11 protein-coding genes are annotated in these 13260 nt (G+C 64.3%); 6 read left to right on the top strand and 5 right to left on the bottom strand.

Going from position 1 to position 13260, the window contains the following annotated elements:
- Positions 1-117: 117 nt before the first annotated feature.
- The 4 genes from J2S96_RS05220 to J2S96_RS05205 form a co-directional block, all read right to left on the bottom strand.
- A complete protein-coding gene (locus J2S96_RS05220) occupies positions 118-870 on the bottom strand; it encodes a maleylpyruvate isomerase family mycothiol-dependent enzyme (RefSeq protein WP_306860586.1) in 753 nt (250 codons plus the stop codon).
- Positions 870-1706 (bottom strand): fumarylacetoacetate hydrolase family protein, encoded by an 837-nt coding sequence (locus J2S96_RS05215; RefSeq protein ID WP_306860584.1) that lies wholly within the window; start codon positions 1704-1706, stop codon positions 870-872. Before J2S96_RS05215 ends, J2S96_RS05220 begins: the two co-directional genes overlap by 1 nt.
- Positions 1703-2833, bottom strand: coding sequence for a cupin domain-containing protein (locus tag J2S96_RS05210; RefSeq protein ID WP_306860582.1), 1131 nt, complete (start codon positions 2831-2833; stop codon positions 1703-1705). The genes J2S96_RS05215 and J2S96_RS05210 overlap by 4 nt, the downstream gene beginning before the upstream one ends.
- 182 nt (positions 2834-3015) lie before the next feature.
- The gene (locus tag J2S96_RS05205; protein ID WP_306860580.1) at positions 3016-3816 is read right to left on the bottom strand and encodes an IclR family transcriptional regulator; all 801 of its coding nucleotides are present in this window, start codon (positions 3814-3816) and stop codon (positions 3016-3018) included.
- A 47-nt stretch (positions 3817-3863) separates the two neighbouring features.
- Here J2S96_RS05205 and J2S96_RS05200 point away from each other — a divergent pair, with 47 nt between their 5' ends.
- The 4 genes from J2S96_RS05200 to J2S96_RS05185 all read left to right on the top strand — a co-directional run bounded on the left by J2S96_RS05200 (position 3864) and on the right by J2S96_RS05185 (position 8250).
- Positions 3864-5165, top strand: a complete 1302-nt coding sequence (locus J2S96_RS05200; protein WP_306860578.1) for an MFS transporter — start codon at positions 3864-3866, stop codon at positions 5163-5165.
- Complete coding sequence (locus J2S96_RS05195; protein WP_306860576.1) at positions 5158-6453, top strand: FAD-dependent oxidoreductase; 1296 nt, start codon at positions 5158-5160, stop codon at positions 6451-6453. The genes J2S96_RS05200 and J2S96_RS05195 overlap by 8 nt, the downstream gene beginning before the upstream one ends.
- 109 nt (positions 6454-6562) lie before the next feature.
- The gene (locus J2S96_RS05190; protein ID WP_306860574.1) at positions 6563-7999 is read left to right on the top strand and encodes a flotillin family protein; all 1437 of its coding nucleotides are present in this window, start codon (positions 6563-6565) and stop codon (positions 7997-7999) included.
- An 8-nt stretch (positions 8000-8007) separates the two neighbouring features.
- On the top strand, positions 8008-8250 hold the full coding sequence (locus J2S96_RS05185; protein WP_306860572.1) for a hypothetical protein: 243 nt from the start codon (positions 8008-8010) through the stop codon (positions 8248-8250).
- 117 nt (positions 8251-8367) lie between these two features.
- Here the strand turns inward: J2S96_RS05185 and J2S96_RS05180 are convergent, their stop codons facing one another.
- On the bottom strand, positions 8368-10260 hold the full coding sequence (locus tag J2S96_RS05180; RefSeq protein WP_306860570.1) for a polysaccharide deacetylase family protein: 1893 nt from the start codon (positions 10258-10260) through the stop codon (positions 8368-8370).
- Positions 10261-10530: 270 nt separating this feature from the next.
- Here J2S96_RS05180 and J2S96_RS05175 point away from each other — a divergent pair, with 270 nt between their 5' ends.
- Both J2S96_RS05175 and J2S96_RS05170 read left to right on the top strand, forming a co-directional pair.
- Positions 10531-11760: a glycosyltransferase family 4 protein gene (locus J2S96_RS05175; protein ID WP_306860568.1), complete on the top strand. Its 1230-nt coding sequence runs from the start codon at positions 10531-10533 to the stop codon at positions 11758-11760.
- The gene (locus J2S96_RS05170; RefSeq protein ID WP_306860567.1) at positions 11757-13196 is read left to right on the top strand and encodes a UDP-glucose dehydrogenase family protein; all 1440 of its coding nucleotides are present in this window, start codon (positions 11757-11759) and stop codon (positions 13194-13196) included. The genes J2S96_RS05175 and J2S96_RS05170 overlap by 4 nt, the downstream gene beginning before the upstream one ends.
- Positions 13197-13260: the final 64 nt, after the last annotated feature.

Raw genomic sequence — 13260 nt, 5'->3', positions numbered from 1 at the left:
TGGGTAGGATCTACAGCCAAATCTGAATAGTCATACAAGCGGTTGGTGCAGTTCCTGCGGTGAAGAAGCCGGGAGCTGTGCCAACCTTCTTTGTTCTGGCCTTCGTGCCCGACGCCGTTAGATCCATTTGGGTGCCGCCGGCACCTGCCCAGCGATACCCCGTCCCTCCGCGTCCACCCCGGTCACGCCGTCGGTCCCGCGACCGGTGGCCCATTGCACGACGGCGGCCAGCGGGCCGGCGACCGCGACGGCGGCGTCCGGGTCCCCGAACGTGAGTTCCGTGCCGGTGACCTTGACGAGGAGCCCCTCGTCGGTGCCGCGGGTGGACCACGCAGACGTGATGTCACGTAGCAGCCGTTCCAGTACCGACACGGGCATGTCACCAAACGATGCTCCGTTGTCGAGGTCCACCGCGTGCACCCAGACTTCGCGGCTCCGCAGCCACACGGTTTCGGAGGCCGGAACTTCCCTCCCCTGGATGGTCCGGACCGTGTGGTGCCAGGCGTCGTCGCACAGGTCACGCCATTCCACGGACAGGTGCATGGCGGAATGGTCGAAGAGGTTCCGCAGCGCGATAGGCGACAGGGTGGCACCGAAGTTGATCTCCTCATCCCGCACCGCGACCGAGGGATACATGGGGGTTTCCACCCCGGTCGAAGCCCATTCGACCAACCGCGCTATGGCCCGGGCGTTATAGCCGATGTGTGCTACAACGTGGCGGCGGCTCCAGCCAGCGAGCAGCGAATCGCCGTCGAGCTCGGCATCGGAGAGTTCATTGAGCTTGCGTGCGAAGAACGCGGTCCCGCGCCGGGCATGCAGCAGTTGTTCCTGCAGGCCCGGATCGGTGGTGAGGTCGTGGCGGGCGACCATCAGGCTTCCTTGACCACGCGGTTCTTCAGCTGCCCCAGGCCCTCGATCGTGGTGACCAAAACCTGGCCTTCCTGGAGGTAGCGCTTCGGGGTGCGGGCGTGGCCCACGCCGCCAGGGGTGCCGGTCGCGATCACATCTCCCGGGTTGAGCGTGATGATCGTGGAAATGTAGGAGACCAGGAACTCGGGAGTGAACACGAGGTCACCGGTGGGGGTTTCCTGCATGGTTTCGCCGTCCACAGCAGAGGTCATCAGCGGGCCTGCCGTGAACTCGTCCTTCGTGACCAGCGCCGGACCGAACGGGGTGCTGTTTTCCCATGTCTTGCCCTGGAGCCACTGGACCGTGCGGAACTGGTAGTCGCGCATGCTGACGTCGTTCAGCACCGAGTACCCGGCAATGTGCTCCGCGGCGTCGGCTTCGCTGATGCGGCGGCCGGTTTTCCCGATCACGACGGCGAGTTCGGCTTCCCAGTCCACGGCGTCCGATTCCTGCGGCAACGCCAGCTCGTCGTTCGGACCGATCAGGGATTCCTGGTATTTGGCGAACAGTGTGGGGTGCGTCGGGATGTCCCTGCCCATTTCCTTGATGTGGTTGCGGTAGTTGTGCCCGACGCAGATGATCTTCCCGGGTGCGGGCACGACGGCGGCGAGGTCTGCGCCGTCGTACGCGTGCGTTGCGCCGTTGGCCGCCGCCGCGATGCTCGCCCAGGCGGGATCCTGCAGGAGGGCACCGACGTCGGTGAAGCCGTCGATTTCTGTCAGGGTGTCGCCGTCCTGGCGGACGGCCACGGTGCCTTGGCCTGTGCCGGCCCCGGTGCGGAGGGTGAGGAGTCTCATTTGCTGCGTCCTTCGATGTACGTGCGGTTGAAATTCAGTCGTTCGAATATGGGTGCGTCGCTGAAGCGGAAGAGATCGAACTCGCTCCCGGCTTCAAGGGACCACAAAGCCCAGGACGGGACCACGAAGAGGTCGCCTTTCTCCAAGGCCTTGGACTCCCCGTTCAGCACTACTGTGCCGCGGCCTTCGAAAACCTGCCAGACACTTGAACCGACCTCGCGCACCGCCTCGGTGGAAGCGCCTTCGCGCAGCCTGTGGAATTCCGCGCGGATGGTGGGCATCACGTCCCCGCCGGTGGTCGGGTTGGTGTACCGGATGGCGGCGTGGCCCTGGGACACGGTGGCCGGGTGGCCCTCATCCTCGAGGAGCAACTGTTCGCGCAGGGCAGCATCGGTGTGCTCCCAGCGGTACGCCGCGATCGGGGAATTCACCGTGTCCTCCAGCCCGGAAAGAGGACGGAGGCCAGGGTGGCCCCAGAGGCGCTCGGAGCGGGAGATGTCCGGCGTGGCTTCGTCCGTGACGCGTTCTGTACCGAATTCGAAGAACCCGGCGTCCGCGTAGTGCACGAACGGGATGTCGAGGCCGTCGATCCACGCCATGGGCTGATCGGTGTCGTTGTGGTGGCCGTGGAAGTTCCAGCCCGGCGTCAGCAGGAAATCTCCGCGACGCATCGCCACCGGGTCCCCGTTGACCACGGTCCACACGCCTTCGCCCTCGACGACGAAACGGAAGGCGTTCTGCGAGTGGCGGTGCTCCGGGGCCGTTTCGTGCGCGCCCAGATACTGGATTGCCGCCCACAAGGTCGGTGTCGCATACGGTGTGCCGGCCAGGCCCGGGTTGGCCAGGGCAATCGCCCGGCGTTCGCCTCCACGACCCACGGGCACAAGATCGCCGGCGCGGGCCGCCAACGGGTACAGCTCATCCCAGCGCCACACATGCGGCACGGCCTTCGGGGAAGGGACCATCGGCATCAGGTCAGCGATCTCGGTCCACAAAGGAATCAGGTTCCCGCGGTCGAAATCCCGATACAGCTCCTGCAGCTGGGCGGCCTCCTCCGGCGTCGGCTCCGGAACCGCGTGCGCGGCGGCAACTGATTCATGTGTTGTGCTTTCTGCGCTGATGGACACAGCGGCCTCCTCGAGGGGTACGGGACGGTTTCGGCGTACTCCAGACCTTAGGAAGCCTCGACAGGGAGCTCCAGCCAATTCTGCTAGACAGAATCAGTTGGCGAAACGACCAGCAATAGATGTCCTTTCAGGAATCCAAAGCGTCATCAAGGGCGATTGACTTGTGGCGATTGACTTGTGGCTCACGGCTGGGATTCGGCCGGATTAGCGGCGATATCGATCTCCAGCTGGCGTTGCGTTTCCCGCATGATTCCCACGAGTCCAGCATCGAAGAGCCTGCGGAACCTTGCCACGGGGGTCGCGACGCTCAGCGCGCCCACCGCAAGGCCCTGCCCGTTGTGAAGGGCTACCCCCAAAGCGCTGATCCCTTCCTCGGTGCCCTCGAAATTCGCGGCGAAGCCGTTGCTCCGAATCGTCTCCAGTTCGCGGAGGAAAGCCGGATACTCGGAGTCTGGAATGCTGTCCCCGCCGATTTCCGCATTGTGGCTGCGGAACAACTGCTCAATCATGGCGGGTTCCAGCTCGGCCAACAATGCCTTGCCGCCAGAGGCCTTGTTGGCGGGTAAGACGGTCCCCTGCCTGTCGCCTACCCGCAGCGCGTTGGTGCCCTCCACCGTGGCCAGGAACCTCACCTTGGTACCCACGCGGACCATGAGATTGACGGTTTCGTTGATCCGGCCGCTCAGGAGTTCCATGTGCGGCTGGGCCAGCGTGCGCAGCAAACGGCTCCAACTGAGTCCAGCCGGGCCGACGCCCATGGCCGGCCCCGGGACGTAGCGGCGGGTCTCGTCCTGGACCGCGAACCCCCGGTAGACCAACATGGCCAGCAGCCGGTGGGCAGTGGAGGGGGCAACGCCCAGCTCCGCGGCGGCGTCCTTGAGCCGCAGGCTGCCGCCGTCGCGCAAGAGCTGCAGGAGCTGCAAAGCGTTGTCCACGGCTTCAATGGAATAGGCCGGTTTTTTGCGGAGTGGGAGATTCTGCACGACAGAATTCTATTTGTCCCTGCGAACGGCAGCCACACAGTGGTGGGATGAATCACACACCATCCGCTGCACCGTCGGAGCGGACCAAACGACACCCCTCTCCCGAAACCTCCGCCCGGTTCTCCAAGCGTTCCGCCGCCGCCGTGCTGGTTTGCTGGTTGCTGGTGGTTTTCGACGGCTATGACCTCATCGTCTACGGCACGGTGCAGTCGTCCCTCATCACCGAAACAGGCTGGGGGCTGAGCAAGACCACGGCCGGAACGGTCGGTTCGATGGCGTTCCTGGGCATGATGATCGGAGCCATTTTCGCTGGCCGCATGTCCGACACGTGGGGCCGCCGCCGCACCATCATCGCCTGCGCCACCTTGTTTTCGCTCTTCACCATCCTGTGCGCGTTCTCCCCCAACGCCTTCGTCTTCGGGGGTCTGCGCTTGCTGGCCGGCATCGGTCTGGGCGGACTTGTTCCCTCGGCAAATGCCTTGGTGGCCGAACTGGTCCCAGCCAAATGGCGGTCCACCATCGCCACGCTGATGATGTCCGGAGTGCCGATCGGCGGCTCGATTGCCGCGTTGGCAGGCATCCCCCTGATTCCTGCCTTTGGCTGGCCTGTCATGTTCCTGGTGGCTGCGGCCGCCCTGCTCGTGGTGGTTCCGATGGGGATGCGCTTCCTCCCGGAAACGCTTCCGGCGGAAAGAATCGCGAAGCGATCAGTGGGATTCATGTCCCTCCTCCGGGCCCCGTACCTCGGCATGAGTCTCCTGTTCGCGATCTCCACCCTCGTGACCCTCTTTGCCTGGTACGGCCTGGGCACGTGGCTCCCGAACTTGATGCAACTGGCCGGCTACAACCTCGGATCCGCCCTGACGTTCGCGCTGGCATTGAACCTCGGCGCCGTCGTCGGCTCGGTAGCCACCGCTTGGGCGGGAACCCGCTTCGGTCCCATCCCGACGGCGATCGCGGCAGCCGCCGTCGCCGCCGTCGCGCTGGCAGTGCTCGTGGCGGGACCGCCCGTGGGGCTTGTCTACGTCATGTTGGTGCTGGCCGGAGTGGGCACCCACGGAACCCAGTGCCTCATCATCGCCGCTGTGGCCAGCCATTACCCGGTCCACCTCAGGGGCACGGCACTCGGCTGGGCCCTCGGCGTCGGACGCATTGGCGCGGTCGCCGCTCCCCAGGTGGGCGGGCTGCTGCTGGCGGCCGGGCTGGGTGTCAACTCGAATTTCCTGGCGTTTGCCGCCGCAGCCGCGGTCGCGGCCATCCTGCTCGGCATCATCGGGGCGAAGATCAGAACCGCCAAAATCAAGACCAATTCCCAAAACACCATCCCTGTAGGAGCTAGCAATGTCTGAGCGGAAACCGTCCACTGAAGTCCTCGTCGTCGGTGGAGGGATGGCCGGCTTGGCCGGCGCCTTGGCCCTCCGGGCGAACGGCGCAGAGGTCACGCTGGTTGAGCGGGCCCCCGAATTCGGCGAAGTCGGAGCGGGACTGCAAATGGCACCCAACGCCTCCCGTGTCCTGAAGCGGTGGGGCCTCCTCGAGAAGGCTCTCGAGATCGGCGTCCGGCCCAAGCATTTGGTGTTCCGCGACGCCCTGACCGGCGAAGAACTCACCCGGCAGACCCTGGGGGGTGAGTTCGAGGAACGCTATGGCGCCCCGTACGTCGTGATCCACCGCAGCGACCTGCACCGGATCCTGTTGGAGGCCTGCCAAGAGGCCGGTGTCCGCCTGGTGAACGACGTCGTCGTCGAGAAAGTCGAGACCGTGAACGCCCGCGCGCTGGCGCACACGTCCAGCGGCGACGTTTACGCGGCCGACGTCGTGATCGGCGCCGACGGCCTCAAGTCCACGCTCCGCGCCGCCGTGGTCCAAGACAGCAGGGTCCAAGACAGGACAATCCAGGACAGTCCCGTGTCGTCGTCGTACGTCGCCTATCGCGGAACTGTCCCCATCACGGCTGAGACGCCGGCGGCTGATCTCGAAGACGTCGTCGTCTACCTCGGGCCGGACTGCCACCTGGTCCAATACCCGCTGCGCAAAGGCGAACTGCTCAATACTGTGGCGGTCTTCAAGTCGCCTTCGTTCGAGCGCGGGGAGGAACAGTACGGCGGTGTCGACGAGCTCGAGGCCGCTTACAAGGACTGCGTTCCGGCGGTGCAGCTCGCGCTGCGGAACCTTGCGACAAGCATCCGCTGGCCTATGTACGATCGCGATCCCATCGAGAACTGGATCGACGGCCGCCTGGTTCTGATGGGCGATGCCGCGCACCCCATGCTCCAGTACCTGGCCCAAGGGGCCTGCCAGGCGCTCGAAGACGCCGCGGTCCTCCAGGATTCCACTGTCGGCTCCGTGTTCACCGACGACGGCGTGGACACCGGCGCTTGGGACCGCGCCATCGGCGATTTCAACTCAGCCCGCGCAGCGCGCACGGCCCGCGTCCAGCGCACGGCGCGCATCTGGGGAGAGTCCTGGCACGTATCCGGCGTCGCGCGCATCTTGCGGAACCTGCTGTTCAAGAGCCGCAAGGACGGAGACTTCCAGTACAACGACTGGCTCTACGGCCAAGAGGGCGACGGCGTCCCAGCCGCTGGGCCGCTAGCTGTTCCGAGGACTGAATCGCTGGCGGGAACGCACGCCTAGGAGAATCCGTTGTGTCAATTGTAAGTAAACAAATTGCTGGACTCCTGAAGCAGACCACAGCAGACTGACTACACGAGCCGCTTGGGTGCTTGCCGTTGAAAGGACAGTCATGTTCGACCTGGTTGCTTATCTCCCGCTTCTTATCACCGTAGTGGGGGTCGTGGTGGCCATTGCCGTCATTCGGCTGCTCATCAAATTGATGTGGAAGGTAGCTGAACCAAACGAGGCATTGATCATTTCCGGATTGACTCGCGGAAGTGTGGACACCAGGGACGGAATGGACTTCAAAATCGTCACCGGGAAGGGCGCCTTGGTGGTTCCAGGGCTCCAAACGGTGAGGACGTTGTCGCTGACGCTGAACGAAACAGAACTCCAAGTCAACTGTGTGACCTCGCAAGGTATCCAGGTGATTGTGGAGGGAGTGGTTATTTACAAAATCGGGGATGCTGCGCCGTTCATTGCAAACGCCGCGAGGAGGTTTCTTGGCCAGCAACCCAAAATGGAAAGCCAGGTCTACAACGTTTTTGAGGGGCATTTGCGTTCGATCATTGGCAGCATGACCATGGAAGAAATCATCCGCGAGCGCGACAAACTCGCTTCGCTGGTCCGCAGCGCCAGTGGTATCGAAATGGAAAAGCTTGGCCTGGTGGTTGATTCCCTCCAAATCAAGGACCTCCAGGACCCCACGGGTTACATCCAGAACCTGGCCAAGCCGCATATTGCGCAGGTCAAGATGGAGGCCCGCATAGCCGAAGCGACCCGGAACCGCGAAGCAGCCGAGAAGGAAGCAGAGGCGGCTGCCCAGATCGCCGACGCGCAAAGCCTTTCGGCGATCAAGCAATCAGCGGCTCAGGCCAACGCCGAAACCGCCAGGGCCAACGCCGCGCAGGCGGGTCCGTTGGCCGACGCCACGGCACGCCAGCAAGTTGTTGTCCAGGAAACCGAGGTGGCCAAGCTGGAGGCGGACCGCGAGGAGCAGAAGCTCCAGACGTCCATCCGAAAGCCTGCCGACGCAAAGGCCTACGCCCAGCGGACCGAGGCCGAAGCCCAAAAAGCCGCAGACATCAGCGCCTCCGAGGCGCGGGCACGGCGCACTGAGCTCGAGGCCCAGGCGAACGCCCGCAAGGTAGAGGTGGAAGCACAGGCCAACGCCACGGCGGCGGCTGCCATTGCGGGGGCTACAAAGATCACAGGTGAAGCCGAAGCGGCAGCCACCAAGGCCCGGGGTGAGGCCGCGGCCTCCGCCATCAAGGCCAAATCCTTGGCGGAAGCGGAAGGCATCAAGGCCCGTGCGGAGGCGCTTGGAACCAACCAAGAGGCCGTCGTCTCCCAGCAGCTCGCCGAGAACATGCCTGCGATTGTGGCGGCCGCAGCTGAACCGTTTGCCCACGTTGGGCAAATGACCGTCCTCAACGGTGGCGAGGGCCTCAACAGCATGGTGGGTGGCATCCTGTCCCAAGTGGGCAACTACCTGCCCTCGATCACCGCAGCGCTCAAAAACGGCAAGGAACCGCCCAAGCGGCCCACCAAAACCCCTGATGCATAGGTACACAGATGCACAAAGAGGTTGATCGGAGCCTGACCGGCAAAATCGGCAGGGTCACGGGACGTATTGGACCTGGAACTGTGGGAGAAGTGATGCTGCCGTTCCACGGCGGCACGAGCGCATTCCACGCGCATCCCTTCGACAAGAGCAGTGTTTTCAACGTGGGTGACCAGGTGCTGGTGATCTACTACGAGCCGCCTGGAACTGTGTTCGTTGACGAGTTGCCGGATGTCCTGAAGCCGGCCGGGTAAAGAAGGCCTGCTACCGAAGACGGGTAAAGATGTAAACACAACTGAGGGCGGCTGCTTAGCCGCCCTCAGTTGTGTTGCCGCTAATGGATCGCTTGGATCGCTCAGCCCATGGGTCCATCAGCCCAGCGGCGGAGCCCCGACACTGTCGTACATCGCGTAGTCGTCGGTGGTGAGTGTTCCGTTGCTGAACAGATTCAAGCCGAAACTCAGCGCGGTGGCCCCGGCCGGGACTGCCGCCGTCGTAAAGCTTGCCTGCGTGTAGGCGCTCGCGGCCGGCAACCACGGCCCGGAGGTCCAGTACACCCAATTGCCGGAGGCATCACGGTAGTACACCACGAACTGCGTGACTGCCGTGGAGGTGTACCACGCCCTCAGCGAGTACGTGTGTCCTGCGACAGCCGCAGGCGGACACGTGCTGTTGTCCAGTGTCGGAAGCAGCTTCGCGTCACCGCTGACGTAGCCAGTGACCGTGAGCTTCTCCGCCTTGGTGCCGGTGTGCGCGGTTGATACCGTGCTGAACGTCGCGGTGTTGGTGCCGTAACCGCCGGCCTGCCAGCACTGCGGGAACGAGCCCGTACCAGCCGTTTCCAGGCTGGGGTTCTGTACCAGGTTGCCGCCGGCCGGTGGTGGCGGCGGAGGCGGTGGCGGGGTGCCGACGTCGAACATCTCATAGTCGTCTGTGGTGAGCGTGCCGTTGCTGAACAGGTTCAGCCCGAAGCTGATGCCGCTCGCGCCGCTAGGCAGTGGCGGCGTAGTCCACGTGGCCTTTTGGAAAGTCGAGGCCGCTGGGAACCAGGGGCTTGATGTCCAATACTTCCAGGAGCCTACGCCGATCCGGTAGTAGAGCTCGAACTGCGTGTTGGTAGTCGATTTGTACCAGGCACCTATCGAATAGGAGTTCCCGGGTGTCGCTGTGGGTGAGCACCCTCCCAGGTCGAGGGTGGGCAACAGTTTCGCGTCGCCGTCGACGTAGTTGGTGACCACGAGCTGTTCGGCGACCTTTCCGGTGTGTCCCGGCCTGACAGTGGAGAAGGTTGCCGTGTTGGTGCCGTAGCCTCCTGCGGCCCAGCACTGCGGAACCCCGTTGACCAAGGTTTCAAGGCTGGGGTTCTTGATCAGGTTGCCTGTGCCCTCCGGTGGCGCCGGCGGTCCCGGGACCAAGGGCTTGACGGTTCCGCCGATCACTTGGGCCACGGTCTTGACCGTGGTGGTGGCGGGCCTGGACTTGAGCCACGTGGCGAACTGGTTGAAAAGGGTCGGGGTGATGTTCAGCGGGTCGGTGCTCGTCGCTGAAATGTGGTGGAACGTCAGCTGGACCCACCCGCCTGCGGGCTCCGCCTGGGTGACCGACTTCTGCAGGTCCGCCAGGGTCCAGGTGTTGTCGACCTCGTCGGGGGCCGCCGTGTCGTATGGGTTCGCCGGCGGGATCGTTTCAGCGAGGGGGCAACCAGCGCAACTGAACCGGGTCTTGATGTCACCCAGACCGCGGGCACTGTTGAAACCGCAGTTCTTGACGATGGTCTCCAGGGATGCGTTCTCGGCGGCGAATGGATAAGCGAAGTCCGTGATCGTGAATCCAAGGTTTGTGAGGTTCACCCTGTCGTTGCAAATCTGGCGGGTTGCCTCGTCCGACGTCACGGTGGTCAGGTCCGGGTGGGTGACGGTGTGGCCGGCAATCTCGTTGCCGTTCGCAACAAGGCCCTGCATGTCGCTTGTGGTCAAGTAATTGGGGTTGTTGATGAACCCGGACGGGGTGAAGAAAGTACCCACCAGGCCCAGGCTCTGCATGGTTTGCGCGGCGTTGAGTTGGTCGGCGTTCGCATCGTCAAAGGTCAGAGTGACGACGGTGGGATTGGCAGCTTGGGCTGCTGGTGCGGTGATGCCGGCCGTGACGCCGGTGAAAGCAAGTACCACCACAACGGTGGAGAACCAGGTAAACCATTTTCCAGGGATCGTCTTGGTGAACGTCCGGTGCGGGTCAACCTGATCAATACGGCTGAATAGTCTCATAGGGTCTGGCTCGATTCTAGAAAGCGGCCTGGCCGGACATACGGGCGGCGCGAGTGGTTCACTACCGTTGTCACCGTAGGGCGGGCCGACCGTGGGGAATAAGAGTGGCTCCTACCCGTCTTTGAGCTCCCGTGACTAGTTCGATCGCTGTATTTTCCGCCGCAACGGATTGGCCACTCGGAGGAACGACGCCGATTTGTTAACCAAACCTTCCCCTTGCGGTCACGCCCATTCCCCCGCTTCGCCAACCTCCGCGCACACCGTGGAGGGGTGAGGATCGCTATCGTTGCCGAATCATTCCTGCCCCTTATGAACGGGGTCACGCACTCCATCCTGCGGGTGCTGGAGCATTTGCAGGAGCGAGGCGACGAGGTGATGGTGATTGCGCCGTCGACGTCGGACACTGCCGTTTCGGACGTCGTGAACGGCGCTTTTGTCCACCGCCTCCCCTCCGTTCCCTTGGCCGGATACACAAACGTGCGGGTGGCGTTGGGCGGTGTGAGCCGGGTCAAGAGAATCCTTGCCGACTACGCACCGGACGTCGTCCACCTTGCATCCCCTTTCGTCCTTGGATGGCGGGCCGTGCAGGCTGCGCACCAGCTCGGCATCCCCACAGTTGCCATCTACCAAACCGAGGTCCCCAGCTACGCCGCGCGGTACGGCGTCCCCATGCTGGAAAACTGGGCATGGAACAGGGTGGACAACATCCATCTTCGCGCCGACCGGACACTTGTCCCATCCACTTTCGCGCTCAACCAGTTGCGCGGCCGCGGGATCTTGAGGGTGGGCATGTGGCGGCGCGGCGTGGATACCGCGCGTTTCTCCCCCAGCAAGCGTTCGACGGCGTGGCGCGCCTCCGTAGCGCCCAACGGCGAGCGCATCATCGGCTATGTCGGCAGGCTCGCGGTGGAGAAGCAGGTGGAAGACCTTGCCGTGCTGGCGGATCTGCCCGGAACCAGGCTTGTCATTGTGGGCGACGGTCCGCAGCGCGCGGCCCTCGAAGCAGCACTGCCGAACGCTTTCTTCACGGGGTTTTTGGGCGGCGAGGAATTGGCGCAAGTCGTGGCGGGGCTGGACCTCTTCGTCCATCCTGGCGAGTTCGAAACGTTTTGCCAGACGATCCAGGAGGCCATGGCCTCGGGCGTTCCCGTCGTGGCCACCGGCCGCGGCGGTCCCCTCGATCTCGTGGAAAACTCCCGTACCGGCTGGCTGTACGAGCCGGGAGACCTCGCGCAGCTGCGCGGCTACGTCCAGGACCTGGTGGGCGACGACGCCAAGCGCCGTGCGTTCGGATCGGCGGCGCTCGCTTCGGTCCAAGGACGGACGTGGCCGGTGCTCAGTGCCCAACTCGTCGAGCATTACGAGGCCGTGATCGCGGGTGAACCCTTGGTGGAGCCCATTGCTGCACCAAGCCACCCGGCAGGACAACAGCCGGCCGAGCTACAGGCGGTCCAGCCCGCCCCCATTTCCGTGACTTCCAGTAAAGGACGCACAATATGAAAATCTCCGTTGTAGGCTGCGGCTACCTTGGCGCAGTACACGCCGCCACGCTCTCGTCGATGGGCCACACCGTGGTGGGCATCGACGTCGACGCCCAGAAGGTAGCCCACCTGAACAAGGGCTTCGCGCCCTTCCACGAACCCGGCCTTGACGAACTTCTCCGGGACGGCCTCGCCACCAAACGGCTCACCTTCTCCACCGATTTCGCCGACGCCGCCGGCGCCGAGGCGCACTTCCTCTGTGTGGGCACGCCACAATCCAAGACCTCGGATACCGCGGACCTCTCCTATGTGATCGCAGCTACGAAGAGCCTCCTGCCGCACCTGGCGACTGGTGCCGCCGTCGTCGGCAAATCAACCGTTCCTGTGGGAACAGTGGACATGCTCCGCGGCATCCTTGCCCGCAGGCCCGATGTCCTGCTCGGCTGGAACCCCGAGTTCCTGCGCCAGGGCACCGCGGTGAAGGATTCATTGGTACCGGACCGTTTGGTGTACGGCGTGCCGGGCGGCAAGGGCTCTGCCGCCGGTGCTCCGGTCACGGCTGCGCTTGACGCCGTCTACGAACCGCTGATTTCCGCCGGGATCCCGCGGCTGGTCTGCAACTTCGCAACGGCCGAGCTCATCAAGTCCGCCTCCAATGCGTACCTCGCCACGAAACTCAGCTTCATCAACGCCATAGCCGAACTTTGCGACGCCTCAGGGGCCGACGTTACCGAGCTCAGCGATGCGATGGGCCTGGATCCGCGCATCGGGAGCCGTTACCTGCACGCAGGCCTGGGTTTCGGCGGCGGCTGCCTGCCGAAGGACATCCGCTCGTTCCGCGCACAGGCACAAGCCCTGTCGGTGCCTTCCCTCGATGAGTGGATGGGCGTGGTGGATTCCATCAATCTGGCCCAGCGCGCCCGGGCCGTGGAGGTCGCCCGTGAAATGTGCAAGGGCTTCCTGTCCGGCCGCACCGTCACGGTGCTGGGCGCGGCCTTCAAACCGGACACCGACGACATCCGTGACTCCCCCGCCCTGGACGTCGCGCTCCAACTGGCCGCGGCCGGCGCCCACGTTACCGTGACCGACCCCAAGGCCATCAACAACGCTTGGATGCGCTACCCGCAGCTCCGCTTCGAAGCGTCCACCACGCGCGCGCTCGAAGGCGCTGAGTTGGTGCTGCTGCTCACCGAATGGGAGGAATACCGCGCCCTTTCTCCCGCCGCTGTCGGTCCGCTCGTACGACGCCGGATGGTGCTGGACGCGCGGAACGTCCTGGACGCCGGAGCATGGCAGGCGCAAGGCTGGACGGTTCGTGGGCTCGGAACCGGCTCCCAGGCCGAGCCTTCGGAGCCGATGACCGAAGCCAAAACTCCCGTGCAGACCCTCGAAGGGCTCAATACACGGCCGTTCATCGTGGGTCCGCCGGCCAAGGCACCCTCAACGCGACGGTAGCTCGCTTAGCCCCATACGGCTCTCAGTGTTTTCGTCCCGCGCACACGGAGACGGGCCAGCACGT

Origin of the sequence: Arthrobacter bambusae, assembly GCF_030812595.1 — a bacterium.
GTDB lineage: Bacteria > Actinomycetota > Actinomycetes > Actinomycetales > Micrococcaceae > Arthrobacter > Arthrobacter bambusae_B.
Note: the sequence above shows the minus strand (reverse complement) of the source record. Positions and strands in the feature narration are given on the sequence as shown.

Excerpts from the sequence above, each read along its gene's own strand:
- J2S96_RS05220 (WP_306860586.1), bottom strand. The coding sequence starts at position 870 with ATGGTCGCCCGCCACGACCTCACCACCGATCCGGGCCTGCAGGAACAA.
- J2S96_RS05215 (WP_306860584.1), bottom strand. The coding sequence starts at position 1,706 with ATGAGACTCCTCACCCTCCGCACCGGGGCCGGCACAGGCCAAGGCACC.
- J2S96_RS05200 (WP_306860578.1), top strand. The coding sequence starts at position 3,864 with ATGAATCACACACCATCCGCTGCACCGTCGGAGCGGACCAAACGACAC.
- J2S96_RS05195 (WP_306860576.1), top strand. The coding sequence starts at position 5,158 with ATGTCTGAGCGGAAACCGTCCACTGAAGTCCTCGTCGTCGGTGGAGGG.
- J2S96_RS05190 (WP_306860574.1), top strand. The coding sequence starts at position 6,563 with ATGTTCGACCTGGTTGCTTATCTCCCGCTTCTTATCACCGTAGTGGGG.
- J2S96_RS05185 (WP_306860572.1), top strand. The coding sequence starts at position 8,008 with ATGCACAAAGAGGTTGATCGGAGCCTGACCGGCAAAATCGGCAGGGTC.
- J2S96_RS05180 (WP_306860570.1), bottom strand. The coding sequence starts at position 10,260 with ATGAGACTATTCAGCCGTATTGATCAGGTTGACCCGCACCGGACGTTC.
- J2S96_RS05170 (WP_306860567.1), top strand. The coding sequence starts at position 11,757 with ATGAAAATCTCCGTTGTAGGCTGCGGCTACCTTGGCGCAGTACACGCC.